This is a genomic window from Arthrobacter sp. DNA4 (assembly GCF_024362385.1).
Taxonomy (GTDB): Bacteria; Actinomycetota; Actinomycetes; order Actinomycetales; family Micrococcaceae; genus Arthrobacter.
This window is the reverse complement of record NZ_CP101466.1, coordinates 4,534,589-4,557,566: the sequence shown is the minus strand read 5'-3', so window position 1 is coordinate 4,557,566 and position 22,978 is coordinate 4,534,589. Positions and strand designations below refer to the sequence as shown.

General features: G+C 63.1%; 19 protein-coding genes. 14 read left to right on the top strand and 5 right to left on the bottom strand.

The features are described from left to right. Positions 1-470 precede the first annotated feature (470 nt). The 8 genes from rpmH to NMQ03_RS21005 all read left to right on the top strand — a co-directional run bounded on the left by rpmH (position 471) and on the right by NMQ03_RS21005 (position 6,213). Positions 471-608, top strand: coding sequence for a 50S ribosomal protein L34 (rpmH, locus tag NMQ03_RS21040; protein WP_255173835.1), 138 nt, complete (start codon positions 471-473; stop codon positions 606-608). Between the two features lie 40 nt (positions 609-648). Further along, positions 649-1,059 carry a ribonuclease P protein component gene (rnpA, locus tag NMQ03_RS21035; protein ID WP_255173834.1) on the top strand — a complete coding sequence of 137 codons (411 nt, stop codon included), beginning with the start codon at positions 649-651 and terminating at the stop codon, positions 1,057-1,059. Beyond that, the gene (gene yidD, locus NMQ03_RS21030) at positions 1,052-1,444 is read left to right on the top strand and encodes a membrane protein insertion efficiency factor YidD (protein ID WP_255173833.1); all 393 of its coding nucleotides are present in this window, start codon (positions 1,052-1,054) and stop codon (positions 1,442-1,444) included. The genes rnpA and yidD overlap by 8 nt, the downstream gene beginning before the upstream one ends. Positions 1,445-1,459: 15 nt before the next feature. Then, entirely contained in the window at positions 1,460-2,431 is a 972-nt protein-coding gene (gene yidC / locus NMQ03_RS21025; protein ID WP_255173832.1) for a membrane protein insertase YidC, read from the top strand. Continuing rightward, the gene (locus NMQ03_RS21020) at positions 2,431-2,994 is read left to right on the top strand and encodes a R3H domain-containing nucleic acid-binding protein (protein WP_255173831.1); all 564 of its coding nucleotides are present in this window, start codon (positions 2,431-2,433) and stop codon (positions 2,992-2,994) included. Before yidC ends, NMQ03_RS21020 begins: the two co-directional genes overlap by 1 nt. Before the next feature lie 20 nt (positions 2,995-3,014). Continuing rightward, complete coding sequence (gene rsmG / locus NMQ03_RS21015; protein WP_255173830.1) at positions 3,015-3,665, top strand: 16S rRNA (guanine(527)-N(7))-methyltransferase RsmG; 651 nt, start codon at positions 3,015-3,017, stop codon at positions 3,663-3,665. Between the two features lie 89 nt (positions 3,666-3,754). Then, positions 3,755-4,837, top strand: a complete 1,083-nt coding sequence (locus tag NMQ03_RS21010; RefSeq protein ID WP_303694122.1) for a ParA family protein — start codon at positions 3,755-3,757, stop codon at positions 4,835-4,837. Between the two features lie 65 nt (positions 4,838-4,902). Further along, positions 4,903-6,213 carry a ParB/RepB/Spo0J family partition protein gene (locus NMQ03_RS21005; RefSeq protein ID WP_255173828.1) on the top strand — a complete coding sequence of 437 codons (1,311 nt, stop codon included), beginning with the start codon at positions 4,903-4,905 and terminating at the stop codon, positions 6,211-6,213. A 4,627-nt stretch (positions 6,214-10,840) separates the two neighbouring features. Here the strand turns inward: NMQ03_RS21005 and trxA are convergent. From trxA to NMQ03_RS20980, 5 genes are all read right to left on the bottom strand, one after another. Then, positions 10,841-11,167 (bottom strand): thioredoxin, encoded by a 327-nt coding sequence (gene trxA, locus NMQ03_RS21000; RefSeq protein ID WP_255173827.1) that lies wholly within the window; start codon positions 11,165-11,167, stop codon positions 10,841-10,843. A 34-nt stretch (positions 11,168-11,201) separates the two neighbouring features. Continuing rightward, on the bottom strand, positions 11,202-12,158 hold the full coding sequence (gene trxB / locus NMQ03_RS20995) for a thioredoxin-disulfide reductase (protein WP_255173826.1): 957 nt from the start codon (positions 12,156-12,158) through the stop codon (positions 11,202-11,204). Between the two features lie 215 nt (positions 12,159-12,373). After that, positions 12,374-14,053 (bottom strand): discoidin domain-containing protein, encoded by a 1,680-nt coding sequence (locus NMQ03_RS20990; RefSeq protein ID WP_255173825.1) that lies wholly within the window; start codon positions 14,051-14,053, stop codon positions 12,374-12,376. Positions 14,054-14,237: 184 nt separating this feature from the next. Then, positions 14,238-16,358 (bottom strand): murein biosynthesis integral membrane protein MurJ, encoded by a 2,121-nt coding sequence (murJ, locus tag NMQ03_RS20985; protein ID WP_255173824.1) that lies wholly within the window; start codon positions 16,356-16,358, stop codon positions 14,238-14,240. Between the two features lie 60 nt (positions 16,359-16,418). Continuing rightward, positions 16,419-16,919 (bottom strand): NUDIX hydrolase, encoded by a 501-nt coding sequence (locus NMQ03_RS20980; RefSeq protein WP_159629410.1) that lies wholly within the window; start codon positions 16,917-16,919, stop codon positions 16,419-16,421. 208 nt (positions 16,920-17,127) lie between these two features. On the opposite strand from NMQ03_RS20980, the gene NMQ03_RS20975 reads away from it, so the two are divergent. The 6 genes from NMQ03_RS20975 to NMQ03_RS20950 all read left to right on the top strand — a co-directional run bounded on the left by NMQ03_RS20975 (position 17,128) and on the right by NMQ03_RS20950 (position 22,931). After that, entirely contained in the window at positions 17,128-18,636 is a 1,509-nt protein-coding gene (locus NMQ03_RS20975) for a CCA tRNA nucleotidyltransferase (RefSeq protein WP_255173823.1), read from the top strand. Continuing rightward, a complete protein-coding gene (locus NMQ03_RS20970; protein ID WP_159629414.1) occupies positions 18,633-19,217 on the top strand; it encodes a histidine phosphatase family protein in 585 nt (194 codons plus the stop codon). The genes NMQ03_RS20975 and NMQ03_RS20970 overlap by 4 nt, the downstream gene beginning before the upstream one ends. Positions 19,218-19,372: 155 nt before the next feature. Then, positions 19,373-19,507 (top strand): hypothetical protein, encoded by a 135-nt coding sequence (locus NMQ03_RS20965; protein WP_255173822.1) that lies wholly within the window; start codon positions 19,373-19,375, stop codon positions 19,505-19,507. 345 nt (positions 19,508-19,852) lie between these two features. Next, the gene (locus NMQ03_RS20960; protein ID WP_255173821.1) at positions 19,853-19,984 is read left to right on the top strand and encodes a hypothetical protein; all 132 of its coding nucleotides are present in this window, start codon (positions 19,853-19,855) and stop codon (positions 19,982-19,984) included. Positions 19,985-20,032: 48 nt separating this feature from the next. Continuing rightward, on the top strand, positions 20,033-21,496 hold the full coding sequence (locus NMQ03_RS20955; protein ID WP_255173820.1) for a glycosyltransferase family 87 protein: 1,464 nt from the start codon (positions 20,033-20,035) through the stop codon (positions 21,494-21,496). Further along, positions 21,489-22,931, top strand: coding sequence for an NAD(P)/FAD-dependent oxidoreductase (locus tag NMQ03_RS20950; protein WP_255173819.1), 1,443 nt, complete (start codon positions 21,489-21,491; stop codon positions 22,929-22,931). Before NMQ03_RS20955 ends, NMQ03_RS20950 begins: the two co-directional genes overlap by 8 nt. Positions 22,932-22,978 lie beyond the last annotated feature (47 nt).

The window sequence follows — 22,978 nt, the reverse complement described above, 5'->3', positions numbered from 1 at the left end:
CAATCGGTTCCCTCAAAACTTGCTATGCCTGCATTGCCTGCAGCCCCAAGTCCGGAACCAGGGTGCTGGCCCAGCTTAATCCACAGGGTTATGCACAGTCCGTGGATAATCGGCTACTGGGACACTCTAGGGGATGAAAAGCCTAGAAGATAGCTGGCTATCCGGCTGTGGATAATTACACGGTTGTGGTTCCCGAAGCACCCCTGTGAGCCACTTCATCCACAGGCTGTTGGGGATACTTAGGAACAGCTGGGGACAGCCGTTACGGGGCGCCCCGGTTTGACTCGGGCTTGCAGATTGCCCTAACGTTGTGAAGTCCTTTGTGTCCGCTTTTTGGCCCCATCTGAACATCCAAGCGCAATGCGCCTGGAGCAGCCGGGGGAAGCGTGCATATACAAAACTTAGCGTCGGCCAGTTCTTCCCCATTACTGATCGGGTGGGCGCACCTTTGATCCACTGGAGTAACTAACGTGAGCAAGCGGACTTTTCAGCCGAATAACCGCCGTCGAGCCAAGAAGCACGGCTTCCGCCTTCGTATGCGTACCCGTGCTTACCGTGCCATCCTGGCAGCCCGTCGTGGCAAGGGCCGCACCGAACTGTCGGCCTAAATAACTGGCTTATCGGTAGACATTCCTTTGCGAGTTTAAGGTGCTGGCCACCCGCAACCGCCTGAGGACCTCAACTGATTTTTCAACAACTGTACGTTCCGGTGTCCGCAATGGGCGCCGGAACGTAGTGTTATATGCGGCAGCCATTGCTGCCGACGAACCCAGCCGGATCGGGTTCATTGTTTCCAAGAGTGTAGGGAACGCTGTGGTCAGGAACCTCGTTAAGAGGAGACTGAGAGAAGCGGGTGCTGCATCGTTGCGCGAGCACGGTACAGGACTCGCTATCGTGGTGCGGGCGCTTCCTGCGTCCGCCTCGGCCAGCTGGGACCAGCTGCTGTCGGACTACAACGCTGCACTGGAATCGACGCTGAACCGGCTGGCCGGCCGCCCTCCACGGGCTGCCGCCAAGGGTTCAGCCGGTACAACACAGGAGGGGACACCGCGTGCCTAACGCCACCGCCGTCGTCGCCCATCTCCGCAACGTGATTGCCGCCGTCGGGAAGTTCCTCTGGAACCTGCCCCGGAACATCCTCATCCTTCTGCTGATGGCCTACCGCAAGGTGGTTTCTCCCTTGTACGGTCCAGTCTGCCGATTCTTCCCTTCATGCTCGGCCTATGCCCTGGAAGCGGTCACCGTCCACGGCGCCGTCAAGGGAAGCTGGCTTGCCGCCCGGCGGCTTGGCCACTGCCACCCATGGAACGCCGGTGGAGTGGACCACGTCCCCGCCGGCGGCCGGGAATGGCCTGCAGGCCAGACCCCCACAATTGTTGTGCTGAACAATCCGGACAGGTACCTGGTTGCTCGGACTGATGAAGAAGGCCGCAGTGCGGCCTGACGAATAGGGATAAGTATGGACTTCTTTGGAACAATCATGGCCCCGTTCAAGTGGCTGGTTTCAATCATCATGATTGGATTCCACGATGGCCTGAGCGCCATCGGGATGCCCGCTGCGAACGGCTGGACGTGGACACTGTCCATCATCGGACTGGTGCTGGTGATCCGTGCCGCACTGATCCCGGTATTCGTCAAGCAGATCAAGGCCCAGCGCGGCATGCAGCTGCTGCAGCCGGACCTGAAGAAGCTCCAGGACAAGTACAAGGGCAAGACTGACCAGCTGTCCCGCCAGGCGATGGCCCAGGAACAGATGGCCATGTACAAGAAGCACGGGACCAACCCGTTCTCGGCGTGCCTGCCCATGCTGATCCAGATGCCGTTCTTCTTTGCCCTGTTCCAGGTACTCTCCGGTATTTCCGCCGCAAAGGACCAGGGCGCCGGCATCGGAGCCATGAGCCACGAGCAGGTAGTGGAATTCGACGCCTCAAGCATTTTCGGGGCTCCGCTGTCCGCCTCCCTGCTGCATGGCGGGGGTGGCGGCAACCAGGTCGCCGTGTGGATCCTTTCCATCGTGATGATCCTGGCCATGACTGCCTCGCAGTTCATCACCCAGAAGCAGATCATGGCGAAGAACATGTCTGAAGAAGCCATGGCCAGCCCGTTCATGCGCCAGCAGAAGATGATGCTGTACATCCTGCCCATCGTCTTCGGCGTCGGTGGCATTAACTTCCCCATCGGCGTGCTGATCTACTGGACCACCACCAACCTTTGGACGATGGGCCAGCAGTTCTTCGTCATCCGCCGCATGCCGACGCCGGGATCCCCCGCAGCCAAGGCCCTCGCCGAACGCCGTGCCGCCAAGGGCCTGCCGGCCCTGTCCGTCCTCAGCGGGAAACGGGATGAAGCAGCGGACGCCGCAGCGGCGGCCGCAGTTGAGATCAAGGCACAGCGCGTCCAGCCCCAGCGCAAGAACAGGAAGAAGAAGTAATGTCAGCTGAGAGCACCGAACACGCCTTTTCTGAAGAAATCGAAGATCAGGACGCGTCCGTGGGCCAGGACGATTCGTCCCCCAAGGGTTCCGCCGCCAGTCGCCTCGAAGAAGAGGGGGACGTGGCTGCCGATTACCTGGAAGAGCTGCTGGACATCGCGGACATCGACGGTGACATCGACATCGAGGTCCGCAACGGACGGACCTACATCTCCATCGTCGCCGAGGATGAGGCCGAGGGGCTGGAGGGCCTGGTTGGCGAAGACGGTGAAGTCCTGGAAGCTTTGCAGGAGCTCACCCGCCTGGCAGTGCTGTCCGCAACGGAGAACCGTTCGCGGCTTGTCCTGGACATCAACGGCTACCGGCAGGAACGTACCGGGCATTTGCAGAAGGTCGCCGAGGACGCCGCGGCTTCCGTGAAGGAAACCGGCAAGCCGGTGGCCCTTGAGCCGATGAGTGCCTACGAACGCAAGATCGTGCACGACGCCGTGGCCGATCTCGGCCTGGTCAGCGAGTCCGAGGGCGAAGGCGCCGGACGCCACATTGTTGTTTCCGCAGACTAGAGAATGCTGACCCAATAGTTATGGTTGACATCACGGCAGCAGAGCTCCGCGCTGCTGAGAAGATCTTCGGCGACCGCCTCGAGCTGGCCAAGCGGTATGTTGAGCACCTCGCCACGTCCGGGACGGAACGGGGCCTGATTGGCCCGCGCGAGGTTCCCAGGCTGTGGAGCCGCCACGTGCTCAATTGCGCGGTCATTGAAAGCGAGATCGCCCAGGGGAGCCATGTGGCCGACGTCGGAAGCGGCGCAGGACTGCCTGGTCTTTGCCTTGCCATCGCGCGTCCCGACCTTGAGCTGACCCTCATCGAACCGCTGGAGCGCAGGGTGATCTGGCTCCAGGAAGTGGTTGATGACCTCGGCCTGGACAATGTCACGGTGATGCGTACGCGGGCCGAGCTGGCCGTGGGACACGTGGAGGCCGACGTGGTGACGGCCCGCGCCGTTTCGGCGTTGACCAACCTTGCCGGCCTTACCATCCCGCTGTTGGGAGGGCACGGTGAAGTGGTGGCGATCAAGGGCCGCAGCGCCGGCGAAGAGATCGAGAAGGCGGCAAAGACCATCCGCAAGCTGGGTGGTGTGGAGACCTCGGTGCTGACGGTGGGTGACAACCTGCTGGAAGAACCCACCACGGTGGTCCGCATCGTGGTGAACAAGTCCCAAAAGAAGTCCTAACGCGGGCCCGCTGACGGCTGTCAGCAGGTGCGAGCAGTTAGGCTAGACAACGGCAGCAAAATTGGCTGAACGAGAGTGAGTGTGCCCCAGTGACCAGTAGTGAAGCCTCCGCACAACGGATCCCGCCGTTTGTGTCCTTGGGGTCGGCACGTTCTGTCGCTGGGTCAGGACTGTCGGGTACCGCCACGGCTCCGGGTCGGGGCGGTAATCACCCTAAAACGGTTTCCTCTCCCTCTTCCGGAAGCGTGGTTTCACGTGAAACAACCTCCAGCGGTCGCTCCAACGTCATTGACGCCATCGACGACTCGAGCCCCATCGCCCGTGAGCTTGCCCACGAGACGAAGCGCCGTGAGCGCTTGATGGGGCGAAAGCTTCCGCGCCCGGAAAAGACCCGGATCTTCACGGTGTCCAACCAAAAGGGCGGAGTGGGTAAAACCACCACCACCGTGAACATCGCCGCTGCGCTGGCTGCTGCCGGACTCAACGTCCTGGTCATCGATATCGATCCGCAGGGCAATGCTTCCACTGCATTGGGAATTGAACACCACGCAGACGTAGACAGCATCTACGACGTGCTGATCAATGACGTCCCGCTGGCTGATGTTGTTGCCCCGTGCCCGGACATCGGAAAGCTCATCTGTGCGCTTACCACGATCCACCTCGCCGGTGCGGAAATTGAACTGGTATCGCTCGTGGCCCGCGAACAGCGTTTGCGGCGAGCCATCGACGTCTATGCCAAGGTGCGCGAGAAGAACGGTGAAGAGCGCCTGGACTACGTCTTCATCGACTGCCCGCCGAGCCTGGGCCTCCTGACCGTCAACGCTTTTTGTGCGGCCAACGAGGTCCTGATCCCCATCCAGTGCGAATACTACGCGTTGGAAGGCCTCAGCCAGCTCCTCAAGAACATTGAGATGATCCAAAAGCACCTCAATGCAGATCTTGTTGTCTCCACCATCCTGCTGACCATGTACGACGGCCGCACAAACCTCGCTGCACAGGTGGCCGCTGAGGTGCGCCAGCACTTCCCCGACCAGGTGCTCTCGGCCGTCGTGCCGCGGTCTGTGCGGATCTCCGAGGCCCCCAGCTACCAGCAGACCGTCATGACGTACGACCCTTCCTCAAGTGGTGCACTGTCCTACTTGGAAGCCGCTGCTGAAATAGCGGAACGCTAGAATCTTCAATACCGCAACGCACGGAGCCAGGCTGGTCCTGGGTCTACCACTGGAGGGATTTACCCATGAGCGAGAAGCGACGGGGCCTAGGCCGCGGTCTTGGCGCGCTGATTCCTAGTTCCGCCGCAGCCAATGGGTCCTCCGGTAACGGTGGGGCGGTGTCCCGGCCCGTGGATCTCTTCTTCCCCGAGGGCCGGAAGAAGACCGAACCGTTGGAGCAACCTGCGACCCCTGCGGCGCCTGCCGCTGCCAAGACCCAGGCAAAGGATTCTGCGGGTTCGAACAGCCGGTCCTCAGCCAAGCCGGCAGCCGCCAGTTCCTCTGGGGACAAGGTCAGTGAGGACGGGAAGAAGGATGCAGCTTCTGCTGCAGCTGCCGCTCCAACGAAAAAGGCTCCCGCCAAAAAGGCGCCCACTCCTGAGGCCAAGGCAGCAGCTGAAACTGACCCTTCAGTGGAAGCATCTGCTGCTGTGGCAGAGCGCAACGCCGATCCTGTTGCCGAACCTGCTGCCGCCGAGGTAACGAGTCCTGTGGACTCCGGTGTCGAGCTCGTGGAGGTTCCGGGCGCCCGTTTCGCGGAAATCCCCGTTGCCGATATCCATCCCAACCGGAAACAGCCCCGAAGCGTCTTTGATGAAGACGACATGGCCGAGCTTGTTCATTCCGTGCGGGAAATCGGCGTCCTTCAGCCAATTGTTGTCCGTACTTCAACCGAACACGGTAGCGAGCCCTATGAGCTCGTCATGGGTGAGCGCCGCTGGCGTGCTGTGCAGGCAGCAGGGCTGGAAACCATCCCCGCCATCATCCGTGACACAACGGATGACGACCTCTTGCGGGATGCCCTGCTCGAGAACCTTCACCGCAGCCAGCTGAACCCCCTGGAAGAGGCGGCGGCTTACCAGCAGCTCCTGGAGGACTTCGGCACCACCCACGAGCAGCTGGCGGACCGTATCGGCCGTTCCCGACCCCAGGTGTCCAACACACTTCGTCTCCTCAAGCTGCCCCCGCTGGTGCAGCGCCGCGTGGCCGCCGGTGTGCTGTCCGCAGGCCATGCCAGGGCCCTTCTGTCGCTTCCGGATGCAGCAGCCATGGAGCGGCTGGCCCAGAAGATCGTGGCGGAAGGAATGTCCGTTAGGGCAACAGAGGAAGCAGTGACCCTCTACCAGGATCCTGCCAAGTCTGCCAAGAACAACATTCCGCGCCCCGGTGCCAGGCACGAACGGCTTGACTATCTTGCATCCTCGCTCTCTGACCGTCTTGACACCAACGTCAAGATCTCGCTGGGTGTCAGGAAAGGCAAGGTCAGTATCGAGTTTGCCAGCGTTGAGGACTTGAACCGGATCATGGACGTTCTGGCTCCGGGTTCCAGCAACTAGTCTCTGAGAAAGGCCCGATTCCTTGTGGATCGGGCCTTTCTCATGTCTTGGGGGCCTAGAGGCGTATCCAGACCGCCCGACGGCATGCTGTTAGGGGGAGGTTCTCATCCCTGTAACCGCCCCTACCGGCATCTTGTCATTTCGCTGCCCCTTGTCCGCGTCGGAAAGGGAGACGCCAGGCACTGTCGTCAGCGTGCAGGTTTTGGTCGCTTGGCAGGCGAGGAGCAGCCCGCGCCCTCCCCGTCTCGAGCGTATCGAAATGGACGTCTGAAGGGTTTTTCCTGGTCCAGGAGTATTTCGCCACGATTCGCGCGTCTAGTGAGCGGTTGAAGAAGTTTCCGATCCGCACTTCTGGGATTCCACCAAGCGTTCATGATCCTTGCCCGGATCGCGTTTCACTGCGTTGACGTCCCGCGGCTACGTTTCACGTGAAACCCTGACCGTCCAGATCTTCCGAGGTCGTCTGATGCATTCGTTCGGGTGCTGGAGCTCCCCTGATATGAGGCGTCTGCATCGTAGAAGCCAGCAGCGTCCGCCCTTTTCCGCCCGTTAGTACGGGCAAATGGCGTTGGACAACGGGCATTTCTCGCTGCTCAGAAGGAACGGTGAAGCTGGCACTGACTTGAGCGGGTGGAGGCGCAGGCCGTGAGCTCCCAAGCGCACGCCACTCCCAGGGCAGGACACGGTCTATGAGTCACTCATCCGGCAGCTAGCGCCTACCGCCGGTTCAAGGTATCTCCTGGTATGCTTCACTTGTCATCTCTCGGCGATCTGTACTAGATGCGTGGATGACCGCCCTGGCTGCCCATGAGCCGTGCGCTGATACGGCCACCAGACTGATGGGGTCCCCCGCATTCAGTGACGCAAGAATCCGATGCCTCACTGCCACTGCCAGCCGCCTGCCCCTGACGCGGCTCATCCCCCGGTGAGGCAACGTGTGCTGCGCCGAAAGCCGCTTTCATAGTTACGGGACGGACTACTAGGAGCATCCGTTGGTGCTGGTTAACCGGCGAGAAGATGACTCTGACTTTGTGAGACTTCGGCTCGTCGACGAGTGGTTGTCTGAGGGAAGAGCCTAGGCTGGTGGGGACGAGTACCGGTTTCACGTGAAACATACAGTGGCCCATGGTGGCGACTGCAGCGTTTCACGTGAAACATTCCACTGCACCTCGACTACCCTCCGTGGATGCGGGCCGGCACTTGTCGGCCGAGCACGGGATCGTCCCATAAGGTTCTGCACCCCTCCTCTGGCGTCCACCGCCGAGGACCGCACTCAGAGGTCTCCATTTGAAGCACGAATCCAAGTGGATCGCTATCGTACGGAGGCTCGTCTTCATAGGTAAAGCTACTTTCTTTGCCATGCCAACGCGTTTCGCGTGAAACAAGCGATACGCTGCGTCATGTAGGAGAACTAACTAGCTAGCTGTAGTCACGGCAGAGAGAGGGCATTGCAGGCGGATACCCCCGTCCACAAGGGCCCATGAATTCTCAATAGGCATCAGCACGCCCGAGTCCTCGGTAAAACTGACGTGCTACTCAGTTGGTCTCAGTTACTCGCCACCTGGTATCGACCGGGAGCGACAGTAGCTATGCCTCTATACGCGGTGGTCCGGGTGACAGCCCGGGATACAAGCCGCGGGGATGTAGGGTGGCCTGCCTTGAAGTGTTTACGCGCTAGGGCTCGTCTCCCCTTGGAGATCGCTCTGACCCGGTCAGGTGGCAGATTCAGAGCCGGTACCCCGCCCGCAGGTAAATAGAAAGCCTATGCTTCGGACTCGGGCCCTCTGACCATGCTCTCCATGGTGTTCTTATGTAGGGGGCGACATCAGCCCCACCAACTGGTGCGCGCGTCCAATATCGTTGGCCCTGGAGGGCTATGCTCAGGGACGTAGCCCCTACCTGTGGGCCTGGCGAGCTCCTTGAGCGACCCGCCGCGTGCTGCAAGAGGCCTCCGTATATGACATTCGAGGAGAGCCCCGCTCCTATTACCGGCCCATACGGACGGCTCCAGCTCATGTCTCGGGCTAGCCCTCCCCCTAGGCCTCTTGCTGTCTCAGGGATGCAGCGTAGCTGGTTATCGGTAGTGAGCCTGCAGGTGTCCCGCAAGCGCGCGGGTAGGCGGCTGACCCGGCGGACGTGCAGTCTTCTTGTCGGGGCAGGAGTTTCCCCCTGTTCTCTGGAAAAGCTGTCTTCTAGTCGGATCACCTGCCGGCGAGCAGTCTTCCCGGCGGCCCCCCGCATTTCTGGTCGCCCGGGCCCAGGTGCTGCAGGACCCGTTCTTACCGTGATGAGAAGGGCAGATGCCCAGTGGATATCCCTGTGGATAACCATGGGGATATCGTCTGCCCACAGTTGACGGGGACTAGCCCCAGTGACTGCTGCAAGCCGTTGGGCGCGGCTGGACGCCTAGGGAGGTGGAGCAGGTAACGCCGCCTGTGTGCGGGGATGTTTCACGTGAAACAGCTCGCGCTCACCGCACCAGGGCGCGGATCGCGCAAGGTCGACTCAAATTGGTTACCTAAGAACCATCGCAGCGAGCCTAGTGGACCAGATGAAACCATGCCGCGTCAGACAGATCACAGCACAAGTGTCCAGTATGAGTCAGGCCAGCCACGGGCCCCGCATCGAATCCAGCTGGCTCAGACTCAGCGAAGCCGCAGGGTTGTGGATAAGTCTGTGGAATGGCACGATGCTATGTTGTGGATAACAGTGTGGATAAGATCACAGCCCTCAGCCGCCTAGGGGTATGGTCCAGCGACAGGCCCAGCGGAGGGGTCGTCGTATTCAGCCCTGTTCCTCCGGGCGATGTCCCAAGCCGTTGGCTGGGCCTCGGCGTAGGATAGAGGGGCGTATCGGTATGTGCTGTGAGTGCTTCGAGCGGACTCCTATTTGCCTGCCAGGGATGCATGCTCAGGGCGGCGGCAGGTATTCATCGCTGCGCTCCGCCACCGTGCATAGGACGAGCATGCTCTACCAGTGAACACTCGAGCGGGATGAGGCGTCGCTGAGGAGCCCACACGATAGTTGGTTCCTGGGGCGGGGGCCTACAGGGGCTGCCGGCGGTCCACCATTGCCCCGCACGCGCCGTATTTGGGCAGCCGGATCCAGGGCGGGTAGCCGGTTGGATCGCGGCCGGTCCCCCTGTTATCGGGGGCGGCGGTCGCTTTGCTAGTCGGCGGTGATGCCAATCGCTTCCCACTGCCACGAGTCGGCGTGGTCCCGCTCTCTCTTCAATGCGATAAAGCCGTGGCGGAGACCTTATTCGACCTCGCAGAGAGCTGCGCCCCAGTGTTCAGGGTCGCCGTTTCACGTGAAACATACCGGTGGTCGCCAGTGGCGTGTTTCACGTGAAACAGTACAGGATTAACTGGAGCGCAGGCGCGATCCGGTCCGAGTCCCCAACGGCGTGATGGAACTGCTTCTGAACCTGCGAATGGACATCGGGCATCCGCCAAAAGGCAGACAGACGATCAAATCTATTGGGTAAACTTCCTTCGGGCCCGGTCCTCACAACCGCGGCCTTGATTGTCACTTGCTATGCCGAGCCGCAACCATTTGTGGCGGTTGGAGGATCGCCCGCTACGGATCTGTGCGGGTAAGGGCCTGTGTATCCGGCAGACGACCTCCGGGGCCCCTTTGTACGCAAGATGATGGCCAAGCTAGGGGGACCTATCGTCGACTGGAGCCGTGACTCGGCGTCCTCTGTACCTGACCCTTGAGCACGCTCCCCTAGGCTACCTGATCTACATCGGCACGCGTCCTGTCCAGCCGCGTCCGATCCGGATCCGCGCATCTAAAAATCTGGTGTTCGGCGCTCGTCCAGCCCTGCCGATGCGCAAGGTTCTTATCCAGGTCCCTTAACTTCGACTCTGGCACATACGTCACTGATGCGGATAGCCCCCTTCTGTAATGGCGCAGGAAACAGGCTGGGCATTGGATTTATGTGCCTGGACGAAGAGCTATTTTCCCGTTGAAGTCGGAGCCAACTCAGTTCCGCTCGATACGCCCGCGATATGTGTGGACTTTTCTCGTGTTATTCCTGCTTGAAGGTGACTTGCTCCGTGGTGCGAAGCTGAGCATGCCCGATGCCTGGCGGACAGATGGTGAGGCATGAGGCGCAGCATGTTTCACGTGAAACGGTTGCCGGCTGACCGTCACGGGTTCACCGGTAGGAGAGGAACCCGCCGCCTTCAATGGTGCTGAGTGCTCCAAGCAGGGGCACCCCCGGCGTTGGGGGCATAGTGCGTCGCAAGCGTACTTGATGATTTTTCCCGTTCATCAATCGCCGGAGCACTCTGCTGGCGCTGCGGGCATACGCGCACGCGCAAGGGTGGCTGGCCTCAGGTGAGGCCCCGGACACTCATGCGCCTCAGGGCAGCCGGCTCCGGGTTGTGAAGCGGCGCGGTTCGCAGAGAAAAGTTCCGCGCTGGTCGTGTTTCACGTGAAACGCACCGGCAAAGGCCACGACAGCGCGGGCGTCGGAACAGCACACCCGGTAAAGTCTACGTCACCCGTTTAGCGAGATGACTACCAGAATGGAGTAAACATGCAAAAAGTGGCCACCGCCCCAAGGCAATGGCCACTTTCCGAAAACTCCTACATCGAACCCTGCAGGGCCCGTCCAAGATCAGGACAGAACGTCAGAGAATTCCTTTTCGAAGAACTGCTTCGGCTTGGCACCGATAACGGTGTTCTTCACTTCACCACCCTGGAAGAGGTAGACAGCAGGAATGGAAGTAATTCCGTACTGGGCAGCAATGGCAGGGTTGTCGTCGACGTTGACTTTGACCACGTCAACCTTCTCGCCGTACTCAACCGCAATTTCATCCAGGATGGGACCGAGCTTGCGGCAGGGGCCGCACCATTCGGCCCAGAAGTCAACGATTACCGGCTTATCGGCGGACAGGACATCGGTGCTGAAACTTGCATCAGTTACATCTTTTGCGTTGCTCATAACCTTTTCTTTCTCTTCGAATAACAGTGGCAGATTATGCGGGCAGGTCTGCCAGGTAGTGTTCAACATCGATGGCTGCAACACATCCCGAACCCGAGGCGGTAATCGCCTGGCGGTAGGTGGGATCCACAACGTCACCGGCCGCGAAGACACCCGGGAGACTGGTCCGGGAGCTCCTCCCCTCTACGGCAATGGTTCCCTCCGGTGTCAGATCCAGGACGTCCTTGACGAGGTCGGTGCGGGGGTCATTGCCGATGGCGACAAATACGCCCGTCACGGGAAGGTCGGACAGGGAACCGTCCAAGAGGTTCTTCAGCCGCAGACCGGTCACCTTGTCCGTTCCCAGGACGTCATCGACGGTGCTGTTCCAGACGAAGTTGATCTTTTCGTGGGCGAGTGCGCGGTCGGCCATGATCTTTGATGCCTTCAACGAGTCACGTCGGTGGACAACCGTTACCGATTTCGCGAACTTGGTAAGGAACAGCGCCTCTTCCATGGCGGAGTCGCCGCCGCCGATAACAGCGATGTCCTGGTCCTTGAAGAAGAAACCATCGCAGGTTGCGCACCAGCTCACACCGTGGCCCGAGAGCCGCTTCTCATTGGGCAGACCCAATTCCCGGTACGCAGAGCCCGTGGAGAGAATGACAGCCTTTGCCTTGAAGGTCTCCCCCGTAGCGATGGTGACCGTCTTGACGGGGCCGTCGAGCTCAAGGGCAGTTACATCCTCGAACTGGATCTCCGTCCCGAACCGTGCCGCCTGCTTCTCGAAGTTTTCCATCAGGTCCGGGCCCATGATGCCTTCCGGGAACCCGGGATAGTTTTCCACGTCCGTGGTGTTCATCAGTTCGCCGCCGGCGGTTACCGAACCAGCCAGCAGCAAAGGCTTGAGGTTTGCCCTGGCTGTGTAGACGGCGGCCGTGTAGCCCGCCGGACCTGAGCCCACAATAATGACGTCGCGAACGTCCGACGCCGTCTTCTCTTCGATGGTCACTGGACCGTGAACCTCTTCCTTGTTCGACTCGCCTCCCCGTGGAGGCCGGCCACATGGCACAACTGTGTCCGGGTGCTGAATATTCCAGCGCCCGGACACCGTGGGCCATCGCAGGAGGCAGAAGTCCAGACGTCGCAGGGCGCTCTTTGTAGACTACATTCCCTGCTGCTATGGACTGGATTCCAGCAGCAGGTCTGCACTATTGCGACTGAGCGCTACTGGACCTTGATTTCGGCGAGCCGGAGACCGTAGCCGTACCGGGTCTTGGGGGCCGCAAGCTTGGGCAGCGCATTGATCGAGACGATGACGTACTGCGCCTGGACGGGTTCCGAAAGGGGCATGTTCAAGTCTGTGGACGTGAAGCTGTTTGTCCCCACTGCCTTGGCTCCGTCCATGGAAGGCCGGTCGTTGGTGTAAACGGTGATGTTGCCGCCCGATCCTCCGAGCTGGGAGAGCGTGATGGAAGAGATGGTGGCAGTGCCCTTCAACTTCACAACCAGCGGGACACCCTGGGGAGCCAGGCCCCCCCAGTTCTCCGTTGCGAACTCCATGTCCGACCAGTAGCTGGCGGCATTGCCGTCATATGCCTTGACCAGGTCACCGTCAAAGGTCGCGGCGAAATCAAAGTTCCCCTGGCGGGTGACACTTTCGATGGCCGGCGGGACGACCGGGGGCGCGGACGGGGCTGCCTGCGTTGCCGGTGCAGAGTTCTGCTGGGCGCTACTGGTAATAGGGGCAGCCGTCGGCTTGGCCTGCGGTTCCGACGTGAAGAGGCTTCCCAGGTTGGTCACGGCGAAGATCAGGCCGGCGATCAGTACTACAGCCAGCAGTCCCCCAACCAGCCAGCGCATCGACCGGGGCTGGTTTTCGGACTCATCACGGTCATCGTCGTAGTCGTCGCGGTCAGCAAACGACACACCGGCGGCAGCGGGTGCTGCGGCGCGGGCGAAGAGCGCTGACTTGCTCTTGACCGGGCGGGGTTCCTCCGGTGCCTCGTCTGTGTCTTCGTAGTGGTCCTGGTCGCCCGCCTGGGCGTAGTCGTCATTGGACCAGAGGGACACCTTGGGCTTGCGTTCCCCGGCTGAAGGCTGGGCTCCTGCCGCAGTGTGGGCCACAGCAGCGGTATCGTTCGGGCCGGTGTCCGCGTCTGCGGAGGCTGAACGCTCGGACGTGGTTGCAGCATTGTGGGCCACAGGCTGCGCGGCGGTGGCATCGGGATCGGTCCGTGAGGAGCCCGTCCCCGTCTTCGTCGCGGGGGCCGCGGCACCAGCAGCCGCGGCACCAGCAGCTGCCGCGGCAGCGCCCGCACCGGCGGCAGCCGCGCCAGTGCGGCCCGTTGAAGCCGGCTGCTGGGCTGCGGGCCGGACCGGAGGCCTGGGCGGGACGGCAGGAGCCGACCGGGCAGGAGCCGGCCGGTCGGGAGCAGAACGGTAGGGATCAACCTGGTTGGGGTGCGAATCGGCGTAGCTGATGTAGCCTGCCTCGACGTGGTCTTCCTCGTCGTACGGTTCGGGTTCGTGCGACCGCGCCTGTCCGAAGATTTCACTGCCCAGCGTGTCCGTGAAGAACGGCTCCACGTAGGGCGGATTGGGGGCCACAACCAGGTCCAGGAGGTCGGCGGCCGAAGTGTGGTTGGTGATGAGGTAGGTGGCGTCCTCGGTTACGCCAAGGTCCAGGACCTGCACCGTTCCGGGACGTTCGCCGGTGGCCACTTCGCGGGCGCTCTGTGCAACCTGCTCCGTGTTCTCCGGTCCGGCAACCAGGATGCTGACCGGGCGGTTGAGGACCTGGTCCACACCATCCAGCACCAGATCGTGGTCGTGCGAGGCCAACACTGTGGCGGTGACCTTGTAGCGGCCGCCCAGTACTGATCCGACATCGATCGGGTTGGACACGTGTTCCTCCTAGACTGTCCGGGATTGCCGGCCTCGATGACGCAACCGCCCTTCAGGTGCCCGCGTCGCACGGCCTGCCCTGAATGCAACTACCCCTGTACCTGTTCGATCCTAGCCGATCCGCTCCCGGCGGCTGCGGAGAAGACGGGCGCCGCAGCGCACGGGATTTACTTTTACGCTTGCGCTACTGCTGAAAAACGGGTTCTCGCCACTTCCCCTGGTAGGTCCGCTTACCGGGAAGGGGAATCTGTTCGCTGAGCAGTCCTCCACGGGCCGTGCTGGGCTGGTCCTCACCCGGCAGGTAGGCGCCTTCGGCACCCTGCGGCGGGCCGGCGTCGTACGGTTCCGGGCGGCGGGCCCCACGCTGGGGGTCCGGGCCCGCACGGAACGAGACGGCGTCGAACTCGCCGGAAATCCTGGGAATGAGGCCAGTGTCCACGGAGGTGGTGGCCCGCTCGGGATGGTTTCCGCGGCCAGTGGAGGACCCTACAGAAGGAGAGGGCGACGACGCGTCCCCGGCTTCCGGAGCAGGGGCCTGGCCGCCCCGGCCAAACCGTCCCAGCAGGGGCCGCAGCATGTCGCTGAGCTCAGAGACGCGGAACACCCGGAGGAGCAGGAAGTAGACGGCCAGCATGACGGGCCCGACGACGGCGAGCGTCACGAGTGCCTGGAGGCGGCCGCTCCACGCGAAGCCGTCCGGGTTGTAGCTGCCCATGAGCCACAGGGCGCCTGCGCCGGCAATGGCCGAGCCCAGGGCCGCATACCCCATGCGGATGTACGAGTTGGCGATCCGCGGACCATCGAGGTGCCCCAGCATGCGGCGCAGGAAGAATGCGCTGATGACTACAGAGAGGATGTTGCCCACCATGTAGAGGACGGCGATGGCATAGATGATCTGGCCCACCGGCAGGAACTGGATTGCAAACGCACCGGCCACGTAGACCACTGCCAGGAGCAGCTGCACGTAGAACGGGGTGCGGGCGTCCTCGTTGGCGTAGAACACGCGGGACATCATGAAGTTGGCACTCATGAACGGGGTGCTGAGGGCCAGGATGGTCAGCGTCTGGGCCAGCATGACGCCGTCCTGCACCTTGCCGCCTGAGAAGAACATGCCCAGCGGACCTGCCAGGGCAAACAGCGCCAGGGCACCAAAGACGGTGGCCACGGCCATGGTCCGCAGACCGTGCGAGAGCGCATCCCGCAGTTCGGCCCGGTTGCCCTCCTGGGAGGCGCGGGTCATGCGGTTGAACAGCACGGTGGCCAGGGACAGCGCGATGATCGAGTGCGGCAGCAGGTACAGCTGGCTGGCCACCTCGAGGACGGCGTTGCCGGGCAGGGTGGACGCGGCCGGGTCCCCTGCCTCCTGCAGCCGGATGCGTTCAGCGCCGGGGATGGTGGCGATGCGCATGACATACAGGAAGGCCAGCTGCCCGACGGCGGCCGTCAGGAGCGTCCACACGCTCAGCTTGGCAGCGTGGCCAAGTCCCACGCCCCGCCAGCCGAACCGGGGTCGGAGTCCGAGTTTCAACCGGAAGACCGGCACCAGCAGGATGGCCGTCTGGGACAGCACGCCAATGGTGGAGAACCCCGCCACCAACAGTGTCTGCGTGGAACCCCAGTTGTCCAGGGTGTGGGTATTGACGTCATTGGTGCCAAAGATCCAAATGAACATCCCCAGGCCGGCGATGGCCACCACGTTGTTCAGGATGGGCGCCCACATGGCAGGGCCGAATGCGCCGTTGGCGTTCAGGACCTGGGTGAGCAGCGCGTAGAGGCCGTAGAAGAAGATCTGCGGCAGGCACCAGAACGCAAAGGTGACAGCGAGGGCCTTCTGCTGTGGCGAGTACCCCTGCGTGGTCAGTTCGATGACCCCAGGCGCCGCCAAGGTAACCAGTGCTGTCAGGCCGAAGAGGAGCAGGACAGCCAGCGTCAGCAACCGGCTGATGTAGTCCGCTCCCCTGTCCGGAGCCTTGCTGGCCTTAATGATCTGCGGGACCAGCACGGCATTGAACACTCCGCCGGCCACCAGGAGGAAGATCAGGTTGGGCAGGTTGTTGGCATTGATGAACGTGTCATTGACCGTTGAACCGAGGCCAAGGGCGGTGCCGAGCATCCAGGTCTTGGCGAAGCCCAGGAAACGTGACACGAGCGTCCCGGCAGCCATGATGGCGCTGGAACGGGTCTCGCTGACGCCTGCTGCTGCAGGCTCCGCAAGGTCCGGTGCCGCCGGCTCAGGGGGTACGCCATCGGGCGCGGCGTCATCGGGTCGGCCGGACCGGTCGGAAGGGAAGTTGGTAGCTGACATCGACTTCATCGTCTCACCCGCGCGCACTTAACACCGCAACGGCGACGGCGGCGTCCGGGCTTAAAGGTGTCCGGGCAGGACCTCACGGGCGAGGTCGGCGATGCGGCGTTCGTTGGGGAAGGACAGCTTCCGGGCCAACTCCTGGATCGGCACCCAGGCCACATCCACGGCTTCCTGGTCGGGATCGTTCTCGATGGTCAGCTCGCCGCCCGTGGCACGCAGCAGGTAATGGTGCACGGTCTTATGGACCCGGTGGCCGCTGACGGTGAACCAGTAGTCGATGCTGCCCAGCGGTGCCAGGATGATGCCCTCGATGCCGGTTTCCTCGGCGATTTCCCGGACCGCAGCCTCTTCGTTGTTTTCCTTGCCCTCCGGATGGCCCTTGGGCAGGCACCACTCGAGGCGTCCACCCCTGTTAAGGCGGGCGATAATCGCCACCCTCAATTCGGCGTCGGACGTGTCCACCACAACGCCGCCCGCCGACACTTCCTCCACCGTTGGCAGCGATGCCGGTGCCGACTGCTGGGCAGGGGCAACGTGCGCACCGATTGCCGACGGCAATGGTGCGTTTGTCCTCCTGCCTGGAGCGCTCGGTACTGGATGGGCCATGGAGTCCACTCTAACGACTGTTGCCCTCCCGTGATGACCGGAACATGACACCAACATGGACGGGATATGACGCACTTTCCGGAGGGGAAGACGAATCAGCGCGGATCGTGACGCTTTTTTGGACTGCCAAGGCGCTGGTTTCTGCCAAGCTTAAGGAACTATGGCGCACGCACATCACAAGATTGATTCCCACACTGTCGACTTCAAGGTGCCCCCGGTGGTCCGGGAGCTCGGGCAGCGCTTCGTGGACGCCGGCCACGAATTGTCCCTGGTGGGCGGTCCCGTGCGCGACCTGTTCCTGGGCCGGACATCCCCCGACCTCGACTTCACCACGGACGCCACCCCGGACCAGACCGTGGCCCTGGTCAAGAAATGGGCGGACAACTTTTGGGAGATAGGCCGGGCTTTCGGCACCATCGGCATGCGCAAGGCCGGTTTCCAGATCGAGATCACCACCTACCGGGCAGAGGCCTACGATCCTGATTCCCGCAAGCCTGTGGTGGCGTTCGGTTCCTCCCTGACGGATGACCTGCTGCGCCGGGACTTCACCATCAACGCCATGGCGCTGAAGCTGCCCTCCATGGAGCTGGTGGACCCCTTCGGCGGTGTCCGCGACCTGCACGCCTCCGTGCTGGCCACGCCGGGAGCGCCGGAAGCGTCCTTCTCCGACGACCCCTTGCGGATGATGCGCGCCGCACGGTTCGCCGCCCAACTGGGGGTCTCGGTCTCCGACGACGTCCGCGATGCCATGACGGGAATGGCGGACCGGATCAAGATCATTTCCGCGGAGCGCGTGCGGGACGAACTGGTCAAACTGGTGTGCGGGGCCCGGCCGCGGACAGGTATCGACCTCCTGGTGGACACGGGGCTGGCCGAGCATGTGCTGCCCGAGGTGTCCGCCCTCCGCCTCGAATCCGACGAACACCACCGGCACAAGGACGTCTACCAGCACTCCCTGCAGGTCCTGGAACAGGCGGCCGAGCTTGAAACGGACGCGCAGGGCCCCGTACCCGGGCCGGACTTCGTGCTCCGCTTCGCTGCGTTGATGCACGACGTCGGAAAGCCGGCTACGCGCCGCTTCGAGCCGGGCGGCGCGGTGAGCTTCCGCCACCACGACATGGTGGGTGCCAAGCTCACCAGCAAGCGCATGAAGGCGTTGCGGTTCGATAATGACACTACCAAGGCCGTAGCTCGGCTGGTGGAGCTCCATATGCGCTTCTATGGGTACGGCGACGCCGGCTGGAGCGACTCCGCCGTCCGCCGCTACGTCACGGACGCCGGGCCGCTGCTGGAGCGGCTGCACCGGCTTACCCGTTCCGACGTCACCACCAGGAACCAGCGGAAGGCCGAACGCCTGGCCTTCGCCTACGACGACCTCGAGTCACGGATCGCAGCCCTGCGTGAACAGGAGTCCCTGGACGCGGTGCGTCCGGACCTGGACGGTGCCCGGATCATGGAGCTGCTGGGCCTCAAGCCGGGCCCCGTGGTGGGGCGGGCCTACAAGTTCCTTCTGAATGAACGGATGGAGCACGGTCCGCTGCCCACCGAGGAAGCGGAGGCGCGCCTGCTCCGCTGGTGGGCCGAACAGCCTGAATCAGCACCTGCAGGACCCGGGGCCGAAGCCTCTCCCGCCGTCGTCGAACCTTCACCCGTTGAGGAGTCCAAGTGACCAGTCCCGCCCTAGCCCCGCGCCCCCAACTCTGGATCCTCCGCCACGGTGAGACTGAATGGTCCAAGAGCGGACAGTACACCGGCCTCACCGACCTCCCGCTGACCGTGGAAGGTGAGCAGCAGGCCGTGGAGGCCCGCAAGGTGCTGGACGGCGTCGATTTCGACCTGGTGCTCACTTCCCCGCTGCGGCGCGCACGGCGAACCGCCGAGCTGGCTGGATTCCCCGATGCCCGGCACGAGCCGCTGGCCGTGGAATGGAACTACGGCGACTACGAAGGCATCAGCTCCGACCTGATCCGCAAGGACAACCCCGATTACTTGATCTGGACCCACGGCGTGCCCAACGGCGAGACCCTGGACGAGGTGGCCGCGAGGGCGGACAAGATCATCGGCCGGATCCTGGAATCCGGGATGGATAACGTGCTGATCGTGGCGCATGGGCATTTCTCCCGGATCCTGACTGCCCGCTGGCTGGAATTGCCTCCCACGGAGGGACGGCACTTTGTCCTGGGGACTGCCAAGGTCTGCACCCTGGGATGGGATAAGAAGACACCCGCTATTGTCCGCTGGGGCCTCTAAAACTTATTTTTCGGGAAGTTTTACTCTTTCCCGGTAAATTGCTGGCAATTCACGGAAGCCTGCGGTACCTTTATTCCTGACCCCACGGTGACCCACCTGGGCTCCAGACCGCATCGCAATCCACGCAGCGGACAGCAGAAAAGGAGGTTGGGATAATGATGACTTTGACTGGCGAATGGAATGCCCCCATCAATGCGTTCCCGGCCTTTGCTGATTCCGCGCGCGTTGCCCCGGTCAATGCCGGCATGGGTGGGCCTGTTGCCCTCCCGGGCCTGCTGCGGCGCCGCTAACCGGCACCAGCCTTCTCCGTCGGGACTGCCGCTGCGGTATCCGGCCAGTTCCTGCCGGCAACGGACTGCTGCGGCTCTCCGCTGATTCCCTGAAGCAGTTCCTGGCGTAGCCACGTGCCCTGCCTTCGAACGGTCCTTGCCCGGAGAACCTGGCAGCAGGCTTTTGCAGTTCCGCATAAGACTCTTTCGCCGCGGCCTGTCTGATTGCGCTGATGTGTGCAATTTTCCCTGATTCCTTTTGTGGAATTCCCGCACCGTTTTTGCATGCTCTTCTATGCCCTAAAACGGTGCTTATTTGTGGTGCCCTTTTTCATTCCTGATTATCAAAGAAAGGAGGTGGCTCCCTTGATACGACGAATCCTGGGAATCCTGTCCCGGCCCCTGCAGCGCCGCAGTTCCCTGAACAGTGCCCTGCTGGAGCAGCACCGGAACGACGTGTTCGTGCTGATGCACCAGCAGTTGGGCGGACTGCGCTGACAGCCGGCCCCGAACCTGGGGGAAGGGGCCGGCTGTAAGCTCGATTCCATGCACGAGACCCAGCCGCCGGAGGATGCACGACGGCCCCGCATCGTGGTGCCCAGCCGCAGTGATTCCCTTCTGAGGAATTTCACCGAGGTGATCGGCGGCCCGCTGGGGACCAGGGCTGATCCCGGCGTGGTCACACCGGGTATTTTCACTGTGGAGCGGGTGCTCATTGGCCTCACGGCGCTGGCGGCCCTGCTGGGGATCCTGTTGAAGGGTTACTGCAGGGTCAACGGGTGGTCGACGCCCACACAGTTCTATGCCACCTGCTATTCGGACTTCCCGGAGCTGTTCAGGAACCGCGGCATGGCGGCGGGGCTCTTTCCCATCCTGGGCAGCGGGAGCCAGTTTGAATACCCGGTGCTCATCGGTTTGATCGCGGGGCTGACGGCATGGCTGGTGCCAGGTGGGGATATCAACGCCCAGGCTCTGGCCTACTTCGACATCAACGCAGTCCTGCTGGCGGCGGTTGCCATCCTCACCGTGCTGGTGACGGCCCGCATGCCCGGCCGGCGTCCCTGGGACGCCGCCATGGTGGCGGTGGCGCCGGGAATCGTACTGGCCGGAACCATCAACTGGGACCTTTGGGCTGCGTGCCTGCTTGCGTTGGGGATGTACTTCTTTGCCCGGCAGCGCCTCGTTTCCGCCGGAGTGATGATCGGCCTGGCAACAGCCACCAAGGTGTATCCGCTCCTGGTGCTGGGGGCCATCCTGCTGCTTGCGGTGCGTACCGGAAGGTGGCGCCCGCTGCTGGTAACCGCCGGCAGTGCTGCTGCCACGTGGCTGGTGGTCAATCTGCCCTTCGCTGTCGCCAACCCCTCCGGCTGGGCCTATTTCTTCCAGTACAGCGCCGACCGGGGTGCCGGTTACAGCTCAGCCTGGTTCGCCTACAACCTTGTGGCTGACCGGCTGGGCTGGTCCGGGCTTGGTGCCGAAGGCGTCAGCGTTCTGTCCACGGGACTCTTTGTGCTGGCCTGCGCCGGGATTGCCGCTGTTGCCCTGACGGCACGCCGCCGCCCACGGCTTGCGCAACTCGCGTTCCTGGTTGTGGCTGCCTTCATCCTGACCAGCAAGGTCTATTCGCCGCAGTACGTCGTGTGGCTCATTCCGCTGCTGGCCCTGGCCCGGCCACGCTGGCGCGACTTCCTGGTGTGGCAGGGCATCGAAGCCCTGCACTGGGCGGCGATCTGGATGTACCTTGGTCAGGTGACCAGCGCAGGTTCCTCCCAGCACAACCTGGACATGCCGTACTACGTCCTCGCCGTAGCTGCGCACATGGCCGCGGTGGGCTACCTCATGGCACGGGTCGTCTGGGATATCTACGACCCCGCGTACGACCCCATCCGCCGGCACCACCTTGATGATCCGCACGGCGGCCCTTTCGCGAATGCGCCGGACCGGTTCCGGTTGAAGCCATTCCGGCCGGGCGCCCCGCTCCTTCCTCCGAAAGCAAGGTCGCATGCCTGATGTCGCGGTAGTAGGCTCCGGTCCCAACGGACTTTCGGCAGCAGCGGTCATGGCGCGGGCCGGGCTCTCAGTGGAGGTCTTCGAGGCTGCAGCCAAAATCGGTGGTGGAACCCGGACCACGGAGCTGATGCAGCCGGAGCACTTCCATGACGTCTGCTCCGCGGTGCATCCCATGGCCGTTGCATCCCCTTTCTTCCGTGCCTTCGAGCTGCCCCGGCGGGTGGACCTTGTCACTCCGGACATTTCCTTCGGTTCGCCGCTGGACGGCGGCCGCGCAGCGCTGGCCTACAAGTCGCTGGACAGGACAGCGATGGAACTGGGGCAGGACGGCCCCGCCTACCGGCGGCTCATGGAACCCCTGGTCCGGCATATCGACGATGTCATGGACTTCACCCAGAACCAGCTCCTCCGGATCCCCCGGAACCCCCTGGTCGCGGGGATCTATGGACTGCGGACCCTGGAACAGGGGACCGGATTGTGGAACGCCAGATTCCGGGACGACCTTGCCCCGGCCCTCCTCAGCGGTGTGGCCGCGCACGCCATCTCCCATTTGCCCTCCCTCGCAGCCTCCGGAGCCGGACTCATGCTCGGCGCCCTGGGGCACGCCGGCGGATGGCCCATCCCCCGCGGCGGCTCGGCGTCAATCGCGGCAGCACTTGCCGATGACATCCGGGCCCACGGCGGTGTCATCCACACCGAAACCCCGATCGACCGGCTGGAACAGCTTCCCGCCACCCGCGCCACCCTCCTGGACGTGGCCCCCGCGGGGCTGCTCGGCATGGCAGGCAGCGCCCTTCCCGCCCACTACCGGCGGGCCCTGGAGCGCTTCCGCTACGGCAACGGCTCCTGCAAGGTGGACTTCATCCTGTCCGGGCCGGTGCCGTGGCAGGCCGCCGGGCTTTCGGACGCCGGCACGGTGCACGTGGGCGGCACGCGTGCAGAACTGGCCCGCTCGGAGAACGAGGTCAGCTCCGGACGCCATCCCGAACGGCCCTACGTGCTGGTGGCCCAGCCTTCCCGCTTCGACTCCAGCCGCGCCCCGGCGGGCCGACACACGCTGTGGACCTACTGCCACGTGCCCTCCGGCTCAACACAGGACATGACCAGCCAGGTGGTGGCCCAACTCGAACGGTTCGCGCCCGGCTTCCGTGACCTGGTGGTGGAATCGCACGTCATCACCGCGGCGGAGTTGGCTGAGTACAACCGCAACTACATCGGGGGCGATTTCAGCGCCGGTGTGATGGACGTCCGCGGGCTTGTCCAGAAGCCGGTGGTGTCCCCCGTCCCGTGGCGGACCCCGCTGCTGGGTGTCTACCTCTGCTCGTCGTCCACACCTCCCGGCCCCGGGGTCACGGGAATGCCCGGGATGCACGCGGCAAAGTACGCCCTCAAGGACATCTTCAAACTGCCGGTCCCGGATCTGGGGCTTTCCTAGAGGTACCGGTGACGGCCGGTGCAGGCGCCGGGAATGGCATTTCCAGC